Below are 21,470 nucleotides of genomic sequence, written 5' to 3' on the forward strand. Positions count from 1 at the left end.
GAGTTCACGTGGCCACGACCGAGTACGACGCGGTCGTCGTCGGGGCCGGGCCGAACGGTCTCGTGGCGGCGAACCTCCTCGCCGACGCGGGACTCGACGTGGTCGTCCTCGAGGCGCAGCCGGAGGTGGGTGGAGCCGTGCGCAGCGCGCGCGACGTGCACCCCGACTACGAGCACGACACGTTCAGCTCGTTCTATCCCCTCGCGGCGGCGTCGGGCGCGATCGGCGGGCTCGGCCTCGAGAGGCACGGTCTGGAGTGGAGCCACGCGCCCGCCGTCCTCGGGCACCCGCTCCCTGACGGCTCGTGGGCGATGCTGCACCGTGACGTCGACGCGACCGCCCGGTCCCTCGAGGCGCTCGGCTCCGGCGACGGCGACCGCTGGCGCGCCTGGGTCGACGATTGGCGTCACGTCGGCGACGCGATGGTCGACGCCCTGACGACGCCGTTCCCGCCGCTGCGTGCCGGGGCCAGGACGTTGTGGGCGCTGCGCTCGGTCGGAGGGATCGACTACGTACGCCGTCTGCTGGAGCCCGCGGCCGCCCTCGGCAGCGACGGCTTCGAGGGTCCAGGCGCGGGCCTGCTGATCGCAGGCAACGCCGCGCACGCCGACATCCCCGCCGACGCCGCCGGCTCGGGGTTGATGGGTCTACTCATGACGATGCTGGGGCAGACCGTCGGGTTCCCGGTGCCTCGGGGTGGGGCCGGCCGGCTCTCGGCGGCGCTGGCACGGCGGTTCGCCTCCCTGGGGGGCGACATCCGTACCTCGTCGCGCGTCGACCGTGTCCTGCTCCGCGACGGACGAGCGGTCGGCGTCCGGGTCGCGGACGGCGAGGTCGTCACCGCCCGACGTGCGGTCGTGGCCGACGTCGTGGCCTCGTCGCTGTACGGCGACCTGATCCCGGAGGCCGAGCTCCCCGCGCGCCTGCGCCGTCGGATGCAGCGGTTCCAGCTCGACCCGGGGACGATCAAGGTCGACTGGGCGCTCGACGGCCCGGTGCCCTGGTCGTCGCCGCCGGACGCCCCGCCCGGCACAGTCCATCTCGCCGACTCCGTGAGCGAGATCGCCGAGACGACCGCGCAGATCAACGCGCACACCGTGCCCGGCGAGCCGTTCGTCCTCGTCGGCCAGATGACCACCGCCGACCCGACCCGCTCCCCGGCGGGGACCGAGGCCCTCTGGGCTTACGCGCACGTGCCCCAGGACGTCCGGCACGACGCCGGCGGTGACCGCATCACGGGTCGCTGGGACCGCGACGAGGTCGAGCGCTTCGCCGATCGGATGCAACGCCGGCTCGAGGCCCATGCCCCGGACCTCGCGAGCCGGATCGTCGCTCGACGGGTCCTCGGTCCGCGCGAGCTCGAGGCTCGGGACGCGAACCTCGTCGGGGGTGCCATCAACGGCGGCACCTCCGCGATCCACCAACAGCTCGTCTTCCGTCCCGTCCCGGGCAACGGTCGAGCCTCGACCCCGGTGCCCGGTCTGTTCCTGGCCTCGGCGTCGGCCCACCCCGGCGGCGGTGTGCACGGAGCCCCCGGGGCGAACGCGGCCCGCGCCGTGCTCGCCGAACCTGCCCTGCTCCGCCGCGCGCGTCCGCTCGTCGCCCGTCTGCGCCGCGGAGATGTCCCCACCCTTCGAGAAGGAGCACCTGATGACCGTCGTCTCACGTGAGATCGCCGCCCCCGCCGACCAGGTCTTCGCCGTCCTCGCCGACGGCTGGACCTATGCCGGATGGGTCGTCGGCGCCTCCCGCATCCGTCGGGTCGACGACGGGTTCCCTGAGCCGGGCACCAAGATCCACCACTCGGTCGGGACGTGGCCGATGCTCATCGACGACACCACGAGCGTCGTCGCCTGCGATCCGGGACGGCGGCTCGAGCTCCGCGTCCGCGCGTGGCCGCTCGGCGAGGGCGTCGTCCGTCTCACGCTCGAGGACAACGGGGCGACGACGACGGTCGAGATGGAGGAGCACACCGTCAGCGGGCCCGCGAAGCTCCTTCCGAAGCCCGTGGAGTCCGTCGGCCTCCAGGCGCGCAACCGTGAGTCGCTCCGTCGGCTGGCGTTCCTCGCCGAGGGCCGCCACCTCTAGCCGACCGGTCCCGTCCGTCCCGTCCCCGATTTGTGCAGTTGGTGAAGGTCTCGCGTCGAAGAACCTTCACCAACTGCACAAATCGGGGACGGGGGCGGGGGAAATGGGCGCGGGCCGGGCCCTAGAGCGCGAGGCCCACGTACTTCACCTCGAGGTACTCGTCGATGCCCTCCGCGCCACCCTCACGGCCGAAGCCGGAGGCCTTCACGCCCCCGAACGGCGCGGCGGGGTTGGAGACGACGCCCTGGTTGATCCCGACCATCCCGGTCTCGAGACCCTCATAGACCCGTACGGCGCGCGCGAGGCTCTCCGTGAACGCGTACGCGACGAGGCCGTACTCGGTGTCGTTCGCCATCCGGATCGCCTCCTCGTCGGAGGAGAACGTGAAGACCGGCGCGACGGGTCCGAAGATCTCCTCGCGGAAGACCTGGGCGTCCGGGCTGACTCCGGCGAGGACGGTGGGCGGGTAGAAGTAGCCCGGCCCGTCCGGGACCTCGCCGCCGGTGAGCACGGTCGCGCCGGTCTCGACGGCGTCGGAGACCAGCTCGGCGACCTTGTCGCGCGCCTTCCCCTCCACCAGCGGACCGACCTCGACGCCCTCCTCCGAGCCGCGCCCGATGCTCATCGCGCCCATCCGCTCGGCGAGCCGGCGGCCGAACTCGTCGGCGACGGACTCGTGGACGAGGAAGCGGTTGGCCGCGGTGCAGGCCTCACCCACGTTGCGCATCTTGGCGAGCATCGCGCCGTCCACGGCCTTGTCGAGATCCGCGTCCTCGAAGACGAGGAAGGGCGCGTTGCCGCCGAGCTCCATCGACACCCGCAGGATGCCTTCGGCGCTCTGCTCGATGAGCTTGCGGCCCACCGGCGTCGACCCGGTGAACGTGAGCTTGCGCAGGCGCGGGTCGCGGATCAGCGGCTCCATCACCTCGCCGGTCGAGCTCGTCGTCACGACGTTCAGGACGCCCTCCGGCAGCCCTGCCTCGGTGAGGAGGTCGGCGAGCGCGAGCATCGTCAACGGCGTGAGCCCGGCCGGCTTGACGACCATCGTGCAGCCCGCGGCGATCGCCGGGCCGATCTTGCGGGTGCCCATCGCGAGGGGGAAGTTCCACGGCGTGATCATCAGGCACGGCCCGACCGGCTGCTTGAGCGTGAGCAGACGCGTCGCCCCGTTGGGCGCGACGGCGTAGCGGCCGTTGATGCGTACGGCCTCCTCGGAGAACCAGCGGAAGAACTCCGCGCCGTACGCGATCTCGGCCTTGGACTCCGACAGCGGCTTGCCCATCTCCAGCGTCATCAGCAGCGCGAGGTCGTCGGCGCGGGCGGTGATCAGCTCGAAGGCGGTACGGAGGATCTCGCCGCGCTCTCGCGGCGGCGTCCTGGCCCAGTCGGACTGTGCCTCCACCGCGGCGTCGAGCGCGGCCTGCCCGTCGGCGACCGACGCGTCGGCGACGTGCGCGATCGTCTCGCCGGTGGACGGGTCCTCGACGGCGAAGGTCTTCTGACCCTCGGCGTCACGCCACTTGCCTCCGATGAAGAGCTGGGGATGCACCCCGGCGACGACCTCGGACTCGCGACCCTGCAGAACTCCACCGTTCACCGGCATGGTGACCTCCTCGTACGTACGCGGCGTTCCCGACGATCCTCTCGCGACGGCCCCGCCGGTGCACGGGGCGAGATGTCGCCCGCGCCGACCAGACCGTTACACGTCGTGGGTACCCGCTCGACGCTCGACCAGCACCAGCCCCGCGTGGAGGAGCAGACCGATCACGGCCCCGACCGCGATCCCGTAGAGGTTGTCCCCCACGTCCTCACCCGACAACCCGTCGCGGGCGGTGGGCATGACCGCCTGCCACCACTCCACAAGCCACGGGGCGGCGAGGACGACGAGCGACGGCCACCATTGGCGCAGCTCCAGCGAGAGCAGCACGGCCGAGGCTCCTAGCGCTAGCCCGGCCCAGACGTTGAGCGAGCGGGAGTCGATCCCGGTCAGCAGGGCATCCCACCGTGGCGGGTCGACGTGCAGACCCAACGGGCTGACCCAGCGCCAGCCCTGGTCGAGTGCCCCCGGCATCATCGTGACGGCGGCGTACGACCCCAGCGCGGCGGCGTACAACCAGACCCGCAGCGGCGAGACGGTCCCCGTCCGGAGCGCCACCGCCGCCAGCGTGGTGGCGAGGAGGAGCGCCAGCACGACGCCGATGCCGGACAGCGGCGTCTCGCGGAAGTAGGCGTCGAGCACGCCTCCGAGTCAAGCAGCCGGAGCCTCGGGTGGGACGAAGACCCACGGGGTACGGGGCAGCGCGGCGGGGTCGAACTCGGCCAGCATCCCCGCGGCGTCGCGCGCTGACATCCCCAACGAGTCCGCGATCGCCGCGACCAGGTCGGCCGACGTCCACCCCAGCACCTCGAGGTCTGCGAGGGTCACGGCGCCGTCGCGCTTGGCCAGTCGCTTGCCCTCGGTGTTGAGCGCGAGCGGGACGTGGGCGTACTCCGGCGGCGTGATGCCGAGGAGCGTCGCCAGGTAGGCCTGCCGAGGCGCCGACGTGAGCAGGTCGTCGCCCCGCACGACCTGGTCGACGTCCATCGCGGCGTCGTCGACGACGACTGCCAGGTTGTACGCCGCCACACCGTCGTTGCGGACCAGGACGAGGTCGTCGACCGGCCCGGTGACGGTGCCGTGGAGGACGTCGTGGACGGCGAACTCGTCGACGTCCGACGCGAGCCTGAGCGCCGCGGGGCGCTGCGAGCGGCGGGCCTCACGCTCGGCGTCGCTCAGCCGGCGGCACGTCCCCGGGTAGTGGCCCGGGACGCCGTGCGGGGCCGACGCAGCCTCGGCGATCTCGCGGCGCGTGCAGAAGCACTCGTAGGTCAGTCCCCGCGCGGCGAGCGTCGCGACGGCGTCCGCGTAGTCCGCCTGCCGCGACGACTGGAGGACCACCGGGGGGTCCCAGTCGATGCCGAGCGCAGCGAGGTCGGCGAGCTGCCGCTCCTGGGCTCCTGGGCGGACCCGGTCGAGGTCCTCCACCCGCATCCGGAAGCCCCGACCGGTCGAGCGGGCGAACATCCACGCGAGCATCGCGGTCCGCAGGTTGCCGACGTGGAGGTCACCCGACGGGCTCGGGGCGTAGCGGCCGTTCATGGGTGCGCCAGGCAGAGAGTTCCACTCATCAGGACGGCATCCTACGCAGGAGAGTCGGGGGCACGTGTCACGATCGAAGGGTGACGACCTCTCCCGCACTTCGCTCCGGCGCCTCGCGCACCTGGCGTCCTGCCGGCGCGGTCGACGTGCGCTGGACGCTGGGCAGGCTCGGCAAGGGGCCGTACGACCCGGCGCACCACGTCGCCTCGGACGGTGCGGTGTGGCGAGCGGGGCGCATGCGGTCCGGCCCGGTCACCTACCGGGTCGCCGAGGTCGCCGGAGAGATCACCGTCGACGCCTGGGGCGACGGCACCGACGAGCTGCTGGACGAGGTCCCCGGGCTGCTCGGCCACCAAGACGACTGGTCGGGGTTCGAGCCGCGCATCCCGCTCGTCGCGCGTGCTCTGCAGCGTCACCCGGGCCTCCGCCTGCCCACCCAGCGCCGGATCTTCGAGACGCTCGTCCCCGCGATCCTCGAGCAGCGGGTGCCCTCCGTCGACGCGTACGCAGCCTGGCGGCGTCTGCTCCGCGCTCACGGCGAGCCCGCCCCCGGACCTACCCCGGTCCCGATGGTCGTCCCGCTCGCGCCCGAGCAGTGGCGCGCGCTCCCCTCGTGGGCGTGGCACCGCGCCGGAGTCGACCCTGCACGGTCCCGCACCGTCGTGCAGGCCGCGCAGCGGGCCACGGCCGTCGAGCGGCTCGTCGACCGGTCGTACGCCGAGGTGTCGGCGGGGCTGCGGTCGCTCCCGGGCATCGGCGTGTGGACCAGCGCCGAGGTGAGGCAGCGTCTCGGTGACCCCGACGCCGTCTCGGTCGGCGACTACAACCTGGCCAAGGACGTCGGCTGGGCCTTCGTCGGCGAGCCGGTCGACGACGCGGCGATGCTCGAGATCCTGGAGCCCTGGCGCGGCCACCGGGGCCGGGTGATCAACCTGCTGTACGCCGACGGGGTGCTCCGCCGTCCGCGCCGCGGCCCTCGCCTCACCCTGATGGACCACCGGCGCCGCTGACCGGATCGGTCACTCTCGTGCCGTATCAGCCGACTCGGGTCATGATGTCCTCATGCGACGTTCGGGGGACGTCGCGCTCCGGGTTGTCGTGCTGCTGGGAGTCTGGATCGTCCTCGGACGGACCGTCGGGCTCCTGGTCGGCGGCACCCCCGACGCGACGATCGCATCCGCGGTCGTGACCACAGCGGTGTGGTTCGCGACGGCCGGAGCCGTCGCGCTCCGCGACGGGCGGCGAGGGCTCCCCAAGCCCTACCCCCTGTGGGCCTGCGTCGGCGTCGTGTCCGCCGTCGTCTGCGTCACCTGGCAGTGGGCCGCGAGCGCGATCGCCGCTGGAGGCACCGACGTGACGCTGCTCCGCGACGACCTCCTGGTGCTCTCACCCGGGCTGGTCGTCGGGGCGTGGGGTTGTTCCACCGTCGGTCTGGCGCTCGGTCGGCACGACGCCGCGGCTCGGCGCAGGCGCGAGGCCACCACCACGACCCCCGAGCCCGTCCGCACACCCGTCTTCGCCCGCAGCGCCTTCAGGCGCGCGGTGCTGTCTCACCGGCCGCTGACGGCATCGGCGAGCCGGGCGATCCGCGACGTCCGCCCGCCTCGCGAGTCCTCGCGGCGATCCGCCGCACGATAGGCCGCGTACATCGCCTGCACCCCCAGCCACCGCAGCGGCTCGGGCTCCCAGCGCCGGGTGCGGTGACCGACCCACGGCAGCGCCGTCAGGGCGCTCTCCTCGCCGAGGACGAGGTCGCGCAGCGTCCGCCCGGCCAGGTTCGTGGTCGCCACCCCGTGCCCGGTGTAGCCGCCCGCGGCCGCCAGCCCGGTCGTACGGTCGAGCGTGACCGTCGCGCACCAGTCGCGCGGGACCCCGAGCACCCCCGCCCAGGCATGGTCCAGACGAGCGCCGGCGGCTGCGGGGAAGCGCCGCGCGAGCACGTCACGAAGGCTGTCGATGGTCGCGCGCTGGGTCGCGCCGTCGTGGTCGGTGCGCGAGCCATAGCGGTACGGCACGCCGCGACCGCCGATCGCGATCCGGTCGTCGGCCGTCCGCTGGGCGTACATGTAGGCGTGGGCCTGGTCGCCGACCGTCTCGTAGCCCGACCAGCCGATGGTGTCCCAGACGGCCGCGCCCAGCGGTTCGGTGACGACCATCGCGGAGTTCATCGGGAGCCAGGTGCGCCGCAGACCTGGCAGGGAAGCGGTGAAGCCCTCGGTCGCCCGCACGACGTACGTCGCGGCGACGGTGCCCGTCGCCGACCCGCTCCGGAACCGGACGCGACGCGGCTCGATCGCGGTCACCGCAGTGCCCTCGTACACCTCGACGCCCAGGCGCTCGACCGCGGCGGCCAGCCCGGTGACCAGCTTGGCGGGGTGGAGGCGTGCGCAGTGCGGGGTCCAGAGGCCGCTGACCGCCTCGGCGACGGCGACCCGGGCGGCGACGTCGCCGGCGTCCAGCAGCTCGTGGTCGTGGTCGCCCCAGGACTCGGCGTACGCGTGGTCGGCCCGGAGCCGCTCGTCCTGCGCCGCGTTGCAGGCGACGGTGAGCTCGCCGCCCTTGACCACGTCGGCGTCGATGCCCTCGGAAGCTGCGACGGCGATCACCTCGTCGACCGTCGCCTTCATCGCCTCGCTGAGCGCCACGACGCCCTCGCGGCCACGGGCTGCGGCGTACACCTCCCGCGAGCCCGCCATCGCCGACGTGAGCCAGCCACCGTTGCGACCCGACGCACCGTAGCCGCAGACCTCGCGCTCGAGCACCGCGATCCGCAGGGTCGGCTCGGCCTGTGCGAGGTAGTAGGCGGTCCAGAGTCCGGTGAAGCCCCCGCCCACGATCGCGACGTCGACCCGGTGGTCGCCCCCGAGCGGCGGACGGGTGGGCTTGGTACGGCCGAGCTCGCTCATCCAGTAGGAGACTCCACCGTTGACCAGGGGTGCGTCGCTCACAGCGCGACGGCCTTGCCGCTGACCCGCACGCGCGGCGAGTCGCTGCTCAGGGTCACATGGATGAGGCTCGGCCGGCCCATGTCGACACCCTGCTCGATGGTGAACGACGCGGCCGGCGAGGCGAGGCCGTGGTGAGCGAGGTAGGCCCCGAAGGCAGCTGCGGCCGCTCCGGTGGCAGGGTCCTCGACCACACCACCGACCGGGAAAGGATTGCGCGACTGGTAGGTGTCGTAGTGGTCGGGCCAGACGAGCTGGAGGGTGGTGAGCCGAGACCGCTCCATGACGTCGCGGAGCTGGTCGAAGTCGTACGACAGTCGTGCGAGCCGCTCGCGGGTTCGGGTGACGAGGACGAGGTGCCAGACGCCGGCGTTGGCGCACGAGACCGGATAGCGGGGGTCGAGGTCGTCGCGAGCCCATCCGAGCGCGTCGAGCACCTCGGCGACGAGGGACGTGTCGGCCGGGACGACCTGCGGGTCCACGCTGGTCAGCGTCGCCCACAGCCGACCGTCGCGTTCGACCGTGTCCACGTCGATCGTCCCGGCCGGCGTGTGCATGGTGAGCGCGCCGGCACCCGCGCGCTCGGCCACCGCGACGGCGGACGCGATGGTCGCGTGCCCGCAGAACGGGACCTCCGCCTCGGGGGCGAAGTAGCGGACGTCGTAGACCCGCCCGCCCTCGTCACGGGGCACGAGGAACGCCGTCTCCGAGTAGCCGACCTCGGCCGCCGTCGCGAGCATCTCCGACTCGGTCATCCCAGCAGCGTCGAGCACGACGCCAGCGGGATTGCCGCCCGCCGGGTGGTCGGAGAACGCGGTGTAGCGCAGCACGTCAGGCATGGAGGTCACGCTAGCCCGGACCAGGTCGGCGCCACGGTCGGACCGACAACCTAGGACCGGCGACCCAGGAAGGCGACCAGCCGCTCGGTCCCGGACGCCTCGGGCCCGACCGGGACCTCGTCGCCGATCTGGCCACTGGTCCGCATGAGGTCGCCGAGCTCGTCGGTCCGCCCGCGGGCCCACGCGATGTCACGGTCCTCGGTCGTGTCGGTCATGGGGAGAGCGTAGGACCGCGTCCCGACATCGTCACCGCTCAGCGCGGTACGTGCATCATCCAGTCGCGAGGCACCCGGCCGGCGGGTCCCGGGGACGGCTGGTCGTCCGGGTGCGAGGTCGGCGGCGCCAGCTGGGGGCCGGTGAGGATCGACTCCTCCTCGTAGTCGTAGAACCAGTCCTCGCCCGGCTCGTACGACTGGACATAGCGGTGCCCGGTGGCTTTCCAGTGGGCCGTGGCGTGCGCGGCCGGCGAGGAGTCGCAGCAGCCGACGTGCCCGCACTGGGCGCAGCGCCTCAGGTGGAACCACCACCCCTGCGGGTCGGCCGCGTCGCACTCCGCGCACCCAGGTCCGCTCGGTGGCACGCTCACGTCGATGCCGTCCGTCATGGCAGCCCCCCTTCGGGTCCCGTCACAGGCTACGTCGCCCGGTCGCCCGCCACCTGTCGAAGCCCGTGCCACGATGGAGCCATGGCTGACGAGGAGGAGCGCGAGCACGACAACGAGTTCGCCTTCCGCTGGTCGTACGGCAACCCTGAGGCGCCGTTCACGATCGTGGAGTTCGGGGACTTCGAGTGCCCCTACTGCGGGGCGGCCAAGCCGGTGCTGCACGACCTGATCGAGGGCTCCGAGGGACAGGTTCGCCTGATCTGGCGCCATTTCCCGCTGTTCACGGTGCATCCGTTCGCGCTCACCGCCGCGTTGGCCGCGGAGGCCGCCGGCAACCAAGGAGCGTTCTGGCCGATGGCCGGTCTGCTCTTCAAGAACCAGAACAGCCTCGACGACGCCTCGATCGTGCGGTACGGGAAGCAGCTCGACCTCGACACCGACCAGCTCGTCGGTGACGCGGCGCAGGCCTACGCCAGTGCGGTCCGCGCCGACTACGTCGAGGGCATCGAGGCAGGGGTGCACGGGACCCCCACGCTGTTCGTCAACGGAGAGCCGTACACCGACGCGGTCACCGTCAAGGACCTCCGCGAAGCCGTCGGGCTGTCACGCCGGCGCGCGCCACGGCCCCTCCGGTAGCGGAGGCGGCCCATCGGCCTCGTCGGGAGAGCACAACGGCAGGCGGTCGCCGAAGTAGCGCAGCACCAGCGCTCCGACCAGCCCTGCAGTCAAGGACCCGAGGAGGATGCCGACCTTGGCCTCGTTGCGCAGCGCCTCGTCGTCGAAGGCGAGCTCGCTGACGAACAGCGCGATGGTGAAGCCGATGCCGCAGAGGAAGGCGCCGCCGACCACGTGCCCGTACTGGACGCGCCCGGGGAGCGACCCGAGCCCGGTGCGGAGCGCGACGAACGCCCCGAGGGTGACGCCGACGACCTTGCCGACGAGCAGGCCGGCGACCACACCGAGCGTGATCGGGCTGCTCATGGCGTCGCCGATCGCGCCGCCGGTCAGAACCACGCCTGCGTTGGCCAGACCGAACAACGGCACGATCAGGTACGAGCTGAGCGGGTGGAGCGCGTCGAGCAGCCGGTCGCTGGTGGGGATGGCCGAGCGTACGGCGGTGACGGCCAGGCGCGACCGCGACGACTCGAGGTCCTCGATCAGCGCACGACCGTAGAACCCCAGGTAGCGCCTAACCTCGTCCTCGCGACCGCGCCGTCGGGTCGGGACCGACAGGCCGACCAGGACACCCGCGAGGGTCGGGTGCAGGCCCGACTCGAGGACGGTGACCCAGAGCCCGATGCCGACGAGGATGTACGGGGGGATCTGCCAGATGCCGACCCACCGCATCCCGAACAGGACCGCGACGAGGACACCGCTCAGCACGAGCGCCTTGATCGACAGGTCGTCGGCGTAGAACGCGCCGAGGAGCGCGATCGCGCCGATGTCGTCGAAGATCGCGAGCGTGAGGAGGAAGACCCGCAGCTGGTCGGGGCACCGCGGGCCGACGAGGGCGAGCACGCCGATCACGAACGCGGTGTCGGTCGACATCGGGACGCCCCACCCCGCCGAGTCCGGCCCCGAGGGCGCGATGAGGAGATAGAGAGCGATCGGGACGGCGAGACCTCCGACCGCGGCGAACAGCGGGACCGACGCTGCACGGAAGCTGCGCAGCTCGCCGACGGTCAGCTCTCGGTTGACCTCGAGTCCGACGACGAGGAAGAAGATCGCCATCAAGGCGTCGTTGACCCAGTCGTGCAGGGACAGGTGCACGCCCCAGCTCCCCACCTCGAGGGTCGTCGCGGTCTCCCAGAGGTGCTCGTACGACTCGCCCGGAAGGTTGGCCCAGACCAGCGCGGCGGTCGACGCGGCCAGCAGGAGCGTGGCGCCCCCACCCTCGGTCGCGAAGTAGCGACGGAGCCCGGGGGTCAGGCGCGGGTACGGCACCACGACGCGCGGCCGCGGTCCTGGACGAGTGGGGACACCGGTGGGAATCGGGTCGGTCACGGACATCAGCGTGCCAGACCGCCGGTTGGTGGGTGGCGCGATCCGTACGCGGGATCGGCAGGAGTCGCATGGTGTGCTGTCGTACCTGATCCTTATTGTCGAGCGGTGACTACCTCGACCACCGGCACCGGCCAGCCCGGCACCACCGTCCCCGCCGGGCGAGACCTGTCCTTCGCCGCGCTCGGCGTCACCGTCCTCCTCTGGGCGTCGGCGTTCGTCGGCATCCGTGCGATCGGCGAGAGCTACTCTCCCGGTGCCCTCTCGCTCGGTCGGCTGGCCGTGGCGGCGATCGCACTCTCGGTGCTCTTCGTCCCGCGGCAGCTGTCGGCCCGACGCGAGCGCCTGCCGCGGGGGCGCACGGCCTGGTTGATCGCCGGCTACGGCGTGCTGTGGTTCGGCGCCTACAACGTCGCGCTCAACGCCGGGGAGCAGCACGTCGACGCGGGCACCGCCGCGATGCTCGTCCAGCTCGGCCCGATCCTCATCGCCGTGATCGCCGGCCTCTTCCTCGGCGAGGGGTTCCCCAAGACCCTGGTGATCGGCCTGGCGATCGGGTTCGCCGGCGTCACGCTGATCGCGCTCGGCGGTGACGGCTCCCGCAACGACCTGGTCGGGGTCGTCCTCTGCGTCCTCGCGGCCGTGCTGTACGCGGCGGGCGTGCTGCTCCAGAAGCCGGTCATGGGCACGGTCAGCCCGCTCACGGTGACCTGGCTCGGCTGCGTCATCGGTGTCGTGACGTGCCTGCCCTTCGTCGGGCAGCTGGTGGAGGAGACCGCCGACGCGCCCACCAGCGCGATCCTCGGTGTCGTCTACCTCGGGCTCTTCCCCACCGCTCTCGCGTTCACGGTCTGGGCGTACGCGCTCCGCCGCGTCGGTGCCGGTCCCGCCAGCGCCACCACCTATCTGGTGCCGGCGATCGCGATCGGTCTCTCCTGGCTGTTCCTCGCCGAGGTGCCCACCCTTCTCGGGTTCGCCGGCGGCGTGCTGTGCCTGGTGGGGGTGGCCGTCACCCGCCTCCGCCGGCGGTGACCGTCAGACCAGCAGGCCTCGGACCAGTCGGCTCAGGACCTCGCCGCACTCCTCCCGGACGCGAGGACGGTCGTCGGGCGACGCCGCGGCGATCGTCATCGCGCACCCCCCGAGCATCGTGAACGCCACCGACGAGGTGGTCTCGATCGGGAGGGCCGGGATGCGCCCGGAGGAGACCAGGCGGGTCACGATCTGCTCGATCAGCCCTGCGGCGTACTCCTCCTCGCACGCCTTCCACTGCTCCCAGCCCAGCGCGATGGGGCCTTGCCGGAGCACGATCTCGGCGTAGTCGGAGTTCGTGGCGTGGTCGAGATAGGCGCTCATCGCGGCGAACGCGCCCGCAACAGGGTCCTCGTGGGCGAGGAAGGCATCGCGGGCTGCGCCCAGCCCTTCGGTCTCCGTCCGCTCCAGCACGGCGCGGTAGAGGTCCTGCTTGTCCTTGAAGTGGTGATAGACCGCGCCGCGCGTGACCTGCGCCGCCGACGCGACCTCGGAGAGGGCCGTCTTGGTGAACCCGCGCTCGACGAACATCGAGGTCGCCGTCGTGAGCAACGCCTCACGCGTCTCCTCGGAGTACTGCTCGCGTCTGCTGCGGGGGCGTGGCATACTCCCAGCATATGACATACACTGTGTATGTGACCGACAGGGCGCAGGTCAGAGACTCCGCGTCTGTCGAACCGGCTCGAGGCCCCGGGACGAGAGGACTCCGATGACCACCTCGACGATCGACCGCTCCGCGTGGGAGCAGACCACGCGGCGCCAGCGCGCCCTCCACGCGCTCACCGAAACCATCAGCCAGGACCCCACCGCGCTGCCGGCTGCCGTGCGCCGCGCCCGGTCGGAGACGTTCGGCTCGCTCGACTCCCTCCTGCTCGCCGCGCATGCGCACTGGGTCCGCACCTTCGAGGCACGCCTCGACCACCTGCTCGAGCAGGGCGGGTACGGCGACCAGGCCGCCGTCGAGCGCGTCTGGCGCGAGACCGCTCAGGTTCTCGACGGAACCGCCGCGCTGCTCGACGCGTACGCCGACCACGAGGTGCTCGCGCGCGCCCACGCCGACCACCGTCGGCGTGCCCGGAGCACGGCGGGTGTCGACCTTCCGTCTCGCTGGGTCGGCGCCTCGCGACCGGCACAGCGCGCCCAGCGACCGGCACAGCGCGTCGAGCGTGCCGGCTGGCGGTGCCGAGCCCGGGCTCTGCTGACGCACTGATCTCACCGGTCAGGACGCGCCAGGTCTCCCAGCTTGTCGGGGTTGCGGACGATGTCGATGGCCGCGACGAGGCCGTCGACCACCGTGAACGACGTGACCGACCAGGTGCCCGTCGAGTCGCACATGACGATGCCGTAGCCGCCGTTCACGAGGGCCGGACGCACCTCGCGCGGCGGTCGCCGCAGGAACCCGAGCATGATGCGGGCCACCTGCACGGCCCCGTGCTGCGCGGCACGAGGGGCGGGCACATTGCCCCCGCCGTCCGAGCGCATCACGACGTCCGGATCGAGCACGCTGACCAACGCCGCCAGGTCACCCCCGGCGCAGGCGGCGACGAAGGCCTCGACGACCTCGCGCTGCTCGCGGACCGACGGGTTCGCCCTCGGGGCACCCTCGCGGACGTCCTTGCGCGCCCGCGCCGCGAGCTGCCGCACCGCTGCCGGCGTCCGACCGACGACACGGGCCACCTCGTCGAAGGACATCCCGAAGACGTCGTGGAACAGGTAGGCCACCCGCTGCGCCGGTGTCAGCTGCTCGAGGACGACGAGCAGGGCCATGCTGACCGACTCGTCGAGGGTCACCCGGTCGGCTGGGTCGATCGCGCGAGAGGCGGCGGCGAGCGGCGGGAGCGGCTCCACGACGGGCTCCGGCAGCCACGTGCCGACGTAACGCTCGCGCCGGGCTTGGGCGCTCCCTAGCTGGTCGAGAGCGAGGTGTCCCACGGTGGTCGTGAGCCACGCGCGCAGGTCTCGGATCGCTCCGCGGTCGGCCCGCTGGAGCCGCAGCCAGGACTCCTGGACACAGTCCTCGGCAGCCGCACGGGAGCCGGTGACGGCGTAGGCCACCCGCTCCAGGTGTGCCCGGTGCTCCTCGAACCCCACGGCGAGGAGCTCGTCGGCGGTGGTCTCGCCGCCGGGAGGGCGCACGTCGTCGATCATGCGTACCGCGCCTTCAGCCACGAGGCGAACGTGGTCATCCCTCGCACGTCGGGGTCGTCGTCGACCAGCGCCCCGGCTCCGACCTCGCGCAGCGGCCCCCACGCGGGCACACGCACCGGGAGGCGTCGGTGACCGGTTGCCACGGACCATGTCCGACCAAGATCTCGCAGAGATGCCACCTGCGGGCCGGCGACCGCGAGCGTGCGACCCACCGGGCCCGAGTCGACGGCGTCGGCGATCGCGTGAGCGACGTCGCCGACGTCGACCGGTTGCAGGGGCGCCTCCACGGAGGGGCGGATCCCGACCTTGGCGGCGCCGGCGAACAGCGTGTCGAGGAGGTCGTGGAACTGGGTCGCCCGCACGAGCGTCCACGGGACGGGCCCCGTCCGTACGACCTCCTCCTGCTCGACCTTGGCCCGGTAGTACCCGAATCCGCCCGCGTTCTGGACCTTGTCGCAGCCGACGATGGAGACCACCACGTGGTGGGCTACCCCGACCGCGCTCTCCACCTCCAGGAGACGCCGGGATCCGTCGATCAGGACCGCCTGCGCTGCCTTGGAGCCGAACCCGTTGCTCGCGTCCACGACCGCCGCGCACCCGTCGAGCACCTCGCGCAGACCCGCTCCGGTGCTCAGGTCCACCGGATGACTCGCGCTGCTGCGGCTCGCCCGCCGCACCTCGTGACCGCGCGCCTGCAACGCGGCGACCACCACGCTGCCCAGCGTGCCCGTCCCCCCGATGACTGCGACCCTCATTGTCGTCCCCTTCGCTGTGGAAGTGCTCCTACTGAGGGGACGGCGCAGCGGGCGCCGGTGTGACATGTGGCGTTATGGGACCTCGTACGGTCGCTCCGGGGGCGTCCCCGGGAGTCCGAGCAACGGGAACAGGCGGGTGTCCAGGAAGGTCGAGATGTTCGTGACCTCGCCGCCCTGGACGTCGAGGACAGTGATCGACCACGGGACGAACCCGCCCTCGGGCGCGGGCCGCCACTGCGCCAGCGCTGGAGCGCCGTTGACACTCATCGGCTCCACGCGAGATCCCAGACACTCCTTGCCGGGCCCCTCCATCCACGTCCGGATGTCCTCCCGTCCCTGGAGCCACATGACAAAAGGGGGCATGCTCTGCGTGGCGTCCTCTCTCAACAGGGACACGAAGGTGTCCATGTCGTACGCCTCGAACGCGGCGACGTACTTCGCGAGAAGCTCCTGCTGATCGGCGTCGAGCTCGTCGTAGGTGTCTCCGGACGTCGACCGCACCGTGCTCAAGGTCGCCCGGGCCCGCTGGAGCGCGCTGTTGACGGAGGCGACCGACGTGTCGAGGAGGTCGGCGACCTCGGCAGCCCTCCACCGGAGCACCTCACGGAGCACCAGCACCGCACGCTGACGCGGCGGCAGATGCTGCAGAGCCGCCACGAACGCGAGTCTGATCGACTCACGGCCTGCTGCCACCTCCGCGGGATCGGCCGAGTCGGGGATGATGCGCTCGTCGAGCATCGGCTCCATCCACGCCTCGTTGGCGCGCTGCGCCGCGAGCGAGTGGACGACCGGCTGCCAGGCGGTCGCGGAGAGGTCCATCGGGCGGGCGCGCCGCTGGCCGGAGCCGAGGATGTCCATGCAGACGTTGGTCGCGATCCGGTAGAGCCAGGACCGCAGGGACGATCGGCCCTCGAACTTGTCGAGGCTTCGCCAGGCGCGAACCATCGTCTCCTGGACGGCGTCCTCGGCATCGAACGCAGAGCCCAGCATGCGGTAGCAGTAGCCGGTCAGCTCCCGGCGATAGGTCTCGAGCTCGAGCTCGGTCGTTGCAATGGCCGTCATGGTCCCTCCCCCATCCGCAGCAGTTTCCCACCGCCACACCCACAGGAAAACGTACGCAACTGACAGTTCTCGGACGAGCGAGTTGTCATCCGGTTGCCGGGGCCCGTGGCCGGAACCGGTCACAGGGCTAGCGGAGTGACCTACGTCACTCTAGCGTCTGTTGAAACGTTCCAAACGTTTCCAGCGAAGGAGCCACCGTGGGAATCCCACCCCGCCCTCTCGTTCTCGTCGCCGCAGCCGCACTCCTGCTCGGCCTCCAGACGCCCGCCGCCGCCACGATCGACGCCTCAGCCTCCACCGCCGCCACCGCGTCGTCCGCTCCGCCGACGGTCGGCGCGCTCCGGGTCAACGGAACGGAGAACCCGCTCGGGATCGACGGCAGGAAACCACGCCTGGGCTGGCAGCTCGACGCGGACCGCCGCGGCGTCACCCAGAGCGCCTACCAGGTCCGCGTGGCGCGCAGCGAAGCGCGGCTGAGCGACCCCCACGTGTGGGACAGCGGCAAGGTCGAGTCCCGCCAGTCCGTCGAGGTGCCTTACGGCGGGCCTGCGCTTGCCTCCGGCACCGGCTACGTGTGGTCGGTCCGGGTCTGGGACGACACGGGCGCGGCGTCGTCGTGGAGCGACCCCGCCACGTTCGAGACCGGTCTCCTCACGGCCTCGGACTGGAAGGCCGCGTGGGTCGGCGCCGCCCGCCCAGAGCTGGGCGCGCAGTGGACGGACTACACGATCGAGTTCACGGCCTCGCGCATCTCCGGCGCCCTCGGCGTCTACTTCCGCGGCCGCGACACCGAACACGCCTACATGTGGCAGATCAGCGAGGCGGAGAAGTCGCTGCGACCGCACGTCAAGGACGGCGGATACCGAGTCCTCCCGGCCACGCCGTTCCCTGCCGGCTTCGACTTCGCGGCCGAGCACCGCTACCGCGTCGAGGTCGACGGCACGACGATCAGGACCTCGGTGGACGGGGCGCTGCTCGACGAGCGCACCGACGCAACCTTCACCGGCCCCGGCGCCCTCGGCTTCCGCACCAGCGCACCCGAGACCGGGCTGGTGCACGACGTGGTGGTCACCTCCGACGACGGCACCACGCTCGTCGACACCACCTTCCCCGCTGGCGACCGCACCTTCTCTGCCGGCACGGTCGCCGACGGCACGCTCAAGGTCGACGCCGCCGGCCCCGAGGTGTGGCTGCGACGCGACGATCCCGTCCCCCTGCTCCGCAAGGAGTTCGACCTGGCGGGCAAAGAGGTGGAGCGTGCGCGCGTCTACGCGTCCGCGCGCGGCGTCTACCGCCTGCACCTCAACGGCGAGCGTGTCGGCGACCACGAGCTCGCCCCCGGCTGGACCGCGTACGACAAGCGCATCGACCACCAGACGTACGACGTCACCGACCTCGTCCGCTCCGGCGACAACGCCTTCGGGGCCGAGCTCTCCCGCGGCTGGTACACCGGCAACATCGCGATGTTCGGCCCCAACACGTACGGCACCGACACCTCCCTGATCGCCCAGCTCGTGGTCGACTTCACCGACGGCACCTCGACCACGGTCGCGACCGACGGCTCCTGGAACGCGACCGACGGCCCTGTGCGCGCGGCCGACCTGCTCGACGGCGAGACCTTCGACCGGCGGCGTGCCGACGCCCTCGGTGACTGGGACGAGCCGTCGTACGAGCCCGAGGGCTGGACCGACGTGGTCGTCCGCGACGAGCCGGTGGACACGCTCGAGCCCCAGACCGCGCCGCCGGTCCGCGTGACCCAGGAGCTCACCGAGACCCGCCGGATCGACTCTCCGACCGACGGTGCCCACCTCTACGACCTCGGCCAGAACATGGTCGGCCACGTCCGCCTGACCCTCGACGGCGACAAGGGCGACACGGTCCGGATCCGTCACGGCGAGGTGCTCAATCCCGACGGCACCCTCTACACCGCCAACCTCCGCAGCGCGAAGGCGACCGACTACTACACGCTCGGCTCCGACGGCCCCGAGACGTACGAGCCCGCGTTCACGTTCCACGGATTCCGCTACGTCGAGGTCACCGGCGTCGATGAAGCGCCGGACGCCGAGGACGTCGTGGGTGTCGTCGTGGGCACCGACGGAGAGCTCACCTCCGAGCTCGACACCTCCTCCGACCTCGTCGACCAGCTCCACCGCAACATCGTCTGGGGCATGCGGGGCAACTTCCTCTCGATCCCGACCGACACCCCGGCTCGCGACGAGCGGATGGGGTGGACCGGTGACATCAACGTGTTCGCCCGCACGGCGGGCTACGACATGGACGCGCAGACGTTCCTCGACAAGTGGCTCCAGGACCTCCGCGACACCCAGCGCGCCAACGGGTCGCTGCCGGGCGTCGCGCCGATCGTGCCCGGACGGTTCGACGGCGGGTACGAGTCGGCGGGGTGGATGGACGCCGGCGTGCACGTGCCGTGGACGCTGTGGCGGGCGTACGGAGACACCGAGGTGATCCGCGACAACTACACGATGATGAAGAAGTACGTCGACTTCCTCGACGCCGACTCGACCAACCACATCCGGTCGGCCGGCGGATACCTCGACTGGCTCAACCTCGACGACCCGACGCCGGCCGACGTGCTGGACACCGCCTTCGTCGCGAAGAGCACCCGCGAGTTCGCGCAGATGGCTGAGGCGATCGGCAACGACGCGGACGCTGCGGCCTACCAGGCACGGTACGAGGCGATCCGCGCTGCGTACCAGGACGCCTTCGTCGCCGCCGACGGGACGGTGAAGGGCGACAGCCAGACCTCGTACATCCTCACGATCATCAACGACCTGGCACCGGCCGACCGGCTCGACGCGGTGGTCGACCAGTTCGTCGAGACGCTCGAGCGCCGCGACTACCACCTCTCGACCGGCTTCCTCGGGGTCGACGGACTGCTGCCGGCGCTGACGAAGGCGGGCCGCACCGACATCGCGTACCGGCTCCTGCAGAACGAGGACTACCCCTCCTGGGGGTACGAGATCGGCAAGGGCGCGACCACGATCTGGGAGCGCTGGAACTCGATCAACCCCGACGGCACCTTCAACGACGTCGGCATGAACTCGTTCAACCACTACGCGTACGGCGCTGTCGGCGAGTGGATGTACCGGACGATGGCCGGGGTCTCCGAGCTCGAGCCGGGCTACCGCAAGGTGCTGGTCGCGCCGGAGCCGGGCGAGGGCATCGACCACGTGACGTTTGCGGTCGAGACGCGCTACGGCACGGTCCGCAGCGCGTGGAAGAAGGTCAGCGGCGGGCTCGATCTCGAGGTGTCCGTGCCGGCGAACACGACGGCGGAGATCCGGATCCCGGCACCAGGCCGCTGGGCGGTGACCGAGGGCGGTGGTGCCGCGGAGTCGGCCGACGGGGTGCGGTTCGTCGCGTACGAGGACGGGCACGCCGTGTACGAGGTGGGGTCGGGCGACTACCGCTTCGGCATCGACCGCGCGCTCGGCGAGCTGGGTGAGGCGGCCGCGGACGTGGACGTGCTGGCCGGGCAGGTCGACGCGCTGGCGACGAAGGGCCTGCTGACGCGGCTGCTGAAGCGGCACCTGCAGGCCGAGGTCGCCACGCTGGACCGCCAGGTCGAGCAGGCTCGCGCGGCTCGCGCCGAGGGCGACCGTGACACCGCGGCAACACGAACTCACCAGGCGCTCGCCACCGTGTCGGCGCTCGAGCTGTGGGTTGACCTGCAGCGCGTGCTGCGGCTGGTCGACACACCGACCGCCGCGTCGCTGAAGGCGACGCTCGCGCGCATCGACGGGCATCTCTCGGCCGCGTCGGGCGTCATCGTCGGGGCGGTCGCCAAGGCCGAGCCGCGGGGCCCGGTCCACCTGGCGGGCGACACCGTACGGGTCGCGGTGACGTTGCAGAACACCGGCACGAAGTCCCTGCCGAACGTGACGAGCGCGCTGCGCTCGGCATCGGGCTGGACAGTGGAGCCGGTCGGGGCGCGGCCGGCCACGGTCGGCGCCGGGACGACGGTCACCCACCTGTACGACGTGGTCGTGCCTGACGGCACTCCGATCGGTACGGAGACGCTGACGGGCACGGTGTCGTACCGCCAGAGCTGGGGCAGGGCCACGCTCCCGGTCTCCGCCGACGTCGTCGTCTCCCCCACGCTCACGCTCGACTCCGCGGCCGTGGCGCCACAGGCCGCGACCGCAGGCGACGAGGTGACGGTGACGGCGGTCGTCCGCAACCACAGCACGCGGCCGGCCTCGGGCGAGCTGACGGTGTCAGGCCCCGGGGTGACCTCGCCGGCACCGACGTCGTACACGGTGCCGGCCGGCGCCACGGCGGACGTGCCGGTGACGGTGACGGTTCCGACGACGGTCGTCGCAGGCCCGCTGACACTCACCGCCTCGACGGGAGCGACGGAGTCGCAGAAGGCGGCGGCGACCCTCGGCGTGACGTTGACGACGCCGCCGCCCGGTGCCGTCGACCACGTCGACGTGGGCCTCTCCGCGTCGGAGCAGGCGCACGGCCTGACCGCGTCGCCGAACAGCGGCACGAACGTCGAAGCCGGACTGACCCGCCGCTACACGCACTCGTCGTACCCGGGTGGCTGGTTCGAGATGGACCTCGGCGTGCCGGCGGGCAAGGCGTTCGTGCTGCGGGCCGTCGAGACGTACGACGGGGCGCGCCGCAAGACGTACGACATCGTCGTGGACGGTGTGGTCGTGCACTCGCACGACACGAGGCGTACGGAGGGTGGCGAGGGCACGCAGACGTACCAGGTGCTCGTCGACCGGCCCGACCTCACCGCAGACGGCACGGTGCGCGTGAGGTTCCAGGACACCGGCGCCGACTACGACCCGTCGATCGCCGACGTCTGGTCGCTCCCGGTCTCGTAGG

At 72.0% G+C, this 21,470-nt stretch carries 20 protein-coding genes; 8 read left to right on the top strand and 12 right to left on the bottom strand.

The window, feature by feature from the left end; translation table 11 throughout:
* The first annotated feature begins 8 nt into the window (after positions 1-8).
* Both KV100_RS20150 and KV100_RS09035 read left to right on the top strand, forming a co-directional pair.
* Entirely contained in the window at positions 9-1,670 is a 1,662-nt protein-coding gene (locus KV100_RS20150) for an NAD(P)/FAD-dependent oxidoreductase (RefSeq protein ID WP_220342634.1), read from the top strand.
* The gene (locus KV100_RS09035; RefSeq protein ID WP_220342635.1) at positions 1,651-2,088 is read left to right on the top strand and encodes an SRPBCC family protein; all 438 of its coding nucleotides are present in this window, start codon (positions 1,651-1,653) and stop codon (positions 2,086-2,088) included. The genes KV100_RS20150 and KV100_RS09035 overlap by 20 nt, the downstream gene beginning before the upstream one ends.
* A gap of 121 nt (positions 2,089-2,209) precedes the next feature.
* Here KV100_RS09035 and KV100_RS09040 read toward each other — a convergent pair whose 3' ends face one another.
* From KV100_RS09040 to gluQRS, 3 genes are all read right to left on the bottom strand, one after another.
* Positions 2,210-3,691: an NAD-dependent succinate-semialdehyde dehydrogenase gene (locus KV100_RS09040; protein ID WP_220342636.1), complete on the bottom strand. Its 1,482-nt coding sequence runs from the start codon at positions 3,689-3,691 to the stop codon at positions 2,210-2,212.
* 96 nt (positions 3,692-3,787) lie between these two features.
* A complete protein-coding gene (locus tag KV100_RS09045; protein ID WP_220342637.1) occupies positions 3,788-4,327 on the bottom strand; it encodes a hypothetical protein in 540 nt (179 codons plus the stop codon).
* A gap of 9 nt (positions 4,328-4,336) precedes the next feature.
* Positions 4,337-5,227 carry a tRNA glutamyl-Q(34) synthetase GluQRS gene (gluQRS, locus tag KV100_RS09050; protein ID WP_220342638.1) on the bottom strand — a complete coding sequence of 297 codons (891 nt, stop codon included), beginning with the start codon at positions 5,225-5,227 and terminating at the stop codon, positions 4,337-4,339.
* 80 nt (positions 5,228-5,307) lie between these two features.
* On the opposite strand from gluQRS, the gene KV100_RS09055 reads away from it, so the two are divergent.
* Entirely contained in the window at positions 5,308-6,237 is a 930-nt protein-coding gene (locus tag KV100_RS09055) for a DNA-3-methyladenine glycosylase (RefSeq protein WP_255560567.1), read from the top strand.
* Between the two features lie 52 nt (positions 6,238-6,289).
* Positions 6,290-6,865, top strand: a complete 576-nt coding sequence (locus tag KV100_RS09060; RefSeq protein ID WP_220342639.1) for a hypothetical protein — start codon at positions 6,290-6,292, stop codon at positions 6,863-6,865.
* On the opposite strand, the gene KV100_RS09065 is transcribed toward KV100_RS09060, so the two are convergent.
* From KV100_RS09065 to KV100_RS09080, 4 genes are read right to left on the bottom strand one after another with little or no spacing between them, the layout of a single operon-like run.
* Positions 6,778-8,175, bottom strand: a complete 1,398-nt coding sequence (locus KV100_RS09065; RefSeq protein WP_308291399.1) for an FAD-binding oxidoreductase — start codon at positions 8,173-8,175, stop codon at positions 6,778-6,780. The genes KV100_RS09060 and KV100_RS09065 overlap by 88 nt on opposite strands.
* A complete protein-coding gene (locus KV100_RS09070; protein ID WP_220342640.1) occupies positions 8,172-9,011 on the bottom strand; it encodes a PhzF family phenazine biosynthesis protein in 840 nt (279 codons plus the stop codon). Before KV100_RS09070 ends, KV100_RS09065 begins: the two co-directional genes overlap by 4 nt.
* A gap of 50 nt (positions 9,012-9,061) precedes the next feature.
* Positions 9,062-9,226, bottom strand: a complete 165-nt coding sequence (locus KV100_RS09075) for a hypothetical protein (RefSeq protein ID WP_220342641.1) — start codon at positions 9,224-9,226, stop codon at positions 9,062-9,064.
* A gap of 38 nt (positions 9,227-9,264) precedes the next feature.
* Complete coding sequence (locus tag KV100_RS09080) at positions 9,265-9,615, bottom strand: UBP-type zinc finger domain-containing protein (RefSeq protein WP_220342642.1); 351 nt, start codon at positions 9,613-9,615, stop codon at positions 9,265-9,267.
* An 81-nt stretch (positions 9,616-9,696) separates the two neighbouring features.
* Here KV100_RS09080 and KV100_RS09085 point away from each other — a divergent pair, with 81 nt between their 5' ends.
* Positions 9,697-10,251: a DsbA family protein gene (locus tag KV100_RS09085; RefSeq protein WP_220342643.1), complete on the top strand. Its 555-nt coding sequence runs from the start codon at positions 9,697-9,699 to the stop codon at positions 10,249-10,251.
* Here KV100_RS09085 and nhaA read toward each other — a convergent pair.
* A complete protein-coding gene (gene nhaA, locus KV100_RS09090) occupies positions 10,219-11,619 on the bottom strand; it encodes a Na+/H+ antiporter NhaA (protein WP_220342644.1) in 1,401 nt (466 codons plus the stop codon). The genes KV100_RS09085 and nhaA overlap by 33 nt on opposite strands.
* Positions 11,620-11,724: 105 nt before the next feature.
* Here nhaA and KV100_RS09095 point away from each other — a divergent pair, with 105 nt between their 5' ends.
* Complete coding sequence (locus KV100_RS09095) at positions 11,725-12,648, top strand: DMT family transporter (RefSeq protein WP_301022665.1); 924 nt, start codon at positions 11,725-11,727, stop codon at positions 12,646-12,648.
* A gap of 3 nt (positions 12,649-12,651) precedes the next feature.
* On the opposite strand, the gene KV100_RS09100 is transcribed toward KV100_RS09095, so the two are convergent.
* Positions 12,652-13,254 (bottom strand): TetR/AcrR family transcriptional regulator, encoded by a 603-nt coding sequence (locus KV100_RS09100; RefSeq protein ID WP_220342645.1) that lies wholly within the window; start codon positions 13,252-13,254, stop codon positions 12,652-12,654.
* Positions 13,255-13,357: 103 nt separating this feature from the next.
* Here KV100_RS09100 and KV100_RS09105 point away from each other — a divergent pair, with 103 nt between their 5' ends.
* Positions 13,358-13,858: a hypothetical protein gene (locus KV100_RS09105; RefSeq protein WP_220342646.1), complete on the top strand. Its 501-nt coding sequence runs from the start codon at positions 13,358-13,360 to the stop codon at positions 13,856-13,858.
* Positions 13,859-13,860: 2 nt separating this feature from the next.
* On the opposite strand, the gene sigJ is transcribed toward KV100_RS09105, so the two are convergent.
* From sigJ to KV100_RS09120, 3 genes are all read right to left on the bottom strand, one after another.
* The gene (sigJ, locus tag KV100_RS09110) at positions 13,861-14,817 is read right to left on the bottom strand and encodes an RNA polymerase sigma factor SigJ (RefSeq protein WP_308291400.1); all 957 of its coding nucleotides are present in this window, start codon (positions 14,815-14,817) and stop codon (positions 13,861-13,863) included.
* Complete coding sequence (locus KV100_RS09115; RefSeq protein ID WP_220342647.1) at positions 14,793-15,551, bottom strand: SDR family oxidoreductase; 759 nt, start codon at positions 15,549-15,551, stop codon at positions 14,793-14,795. Before KV100_RS09115 ends, sigJ begins: the two co-directional genes overlap by 25 nt.
* A gap of 72 nt (positions 15,552-15,623) precedes the next feature.
* Entirely contained in the window at positions 15,624-16,613 is a 990-nt protein-coding gene (locus tag KV100_RS09120) for a sigma-70 family RNA polymerase sigma factor (protein ID WP_220342648.1), read from the bottom strand.
* A 197-nt stretch (positions 16,614-16,810) separates the two neighbouring features.
* Here KV100_RS09120 and KV100_RS09125 point away from each other — a divergent pair, with 197 nt between their 5' ends.
* A complete protein-coding gene (locus KV100_RS09125) occupies positions 16,811-21,469 on the top strand; it encodes a family 78 glycoside hydrolase catalytic domain (protein ID WP_308291401.1) in 4,659 nt (1,552 codons plus the stop codon).
* The last annotated feature ends 1 nt before the right edge of the window (position 21,470 follow it).

The sequence above is a fragment of the Mumia sp. zg.B21 genome, from assembly GCF_019550855.1.
Taxonomy (GTDB): domain Bacteria; phylum Actinomycetota; class Actinomycetes; order Propionibacteriales; family Nocardioidaceae; genus Mumia.

Bases quoted from the DNA above. Each gene is read 5' to 3' on its own strand.
- KV100_RS09100 (WP_220342645.1), bottom strand. From the start codon at position 13,254: ATGCCACGCCCCCGCAGCAGACGCGAGCAGTACTCCGAGGAGACGCGT.
- KV100_RS09085 (WP_220342643.1), top strand. From the start codon at position 9,697: ATGGCTGACGAGGAGGAGCGCGAGCACGACAACGAGTTCGCCTTCCGC.
- KV100_RS09060 (WP_220342639.1), top strand. From the start codon at position 6,290: ATGCGACGTTCGGGGGACGTCGCGCTCCGGGTTGTCGTGCTGCTGGGA.
- KV100_RS09075 (WP_220342641.1), bottom strand. From the start codon at position 9,226: ATGACCGACACGACCGAGGACCGTGACATCGCGTGGGCCCGCGGGCGG.
- KV100_RS09115 (WP_220342647.1), bottom strand. From the start codon at position 15,551: ATGAGGGTCGCAGTCATCGGGGGGACGGGCACGCTGGGCAGCGTGGTG.
- KV100_RS09040 (WP_220342636.1), bottom strand. From the start codon at position 3,691: ATGCCGGTGAACGGTGGAGTTCTGCAGGGTCGCGAGTCCGAGGTCGTC.
- KV100_RS09070 (WP_220342640.1), bottom strand. From the start codon at position 9,011: ATGCCTGACGTGCTGCGCTACACCGCGTTCTCCGACCACCCGGCGGGC.
- KV100_RS09080 (WP_220342642.1), bottom strand. From the start codon at position 9,615: ATGACGGACGGCATCGACGTGAGCGTGCCACCGAGCGGACCTGGGTGC.
- KV100_RS09120 (WP_220342648.1), bottom strand. From the start codon at position 16,613: ATGACGGCCATTGCAACGACCGAGCTCGAGCTCGAGACCTATCGCCGG.
- KV100_RS09105 (WP_220342646.1), top strand. From the start codon at position 13,358: ATGACCACCTCGACGATCGACCGCTCCGCGTGGGAGCAGACCACGCGG.
- gluQRS (WP_220342638.1), bottom strand. From the start codon at position 5,227: ATGAACGGCCGCTACGCCCCGAGCCCGTCGGGTGACCTCCACGTCGGC.
- KV100_RS09035 (WP_220342635.1), top strand. From the start codon at position 1,651: ATGACCGTCGTCTCACGTGAGATCGCCGCCCCCGCCGACCAGGTCTTC.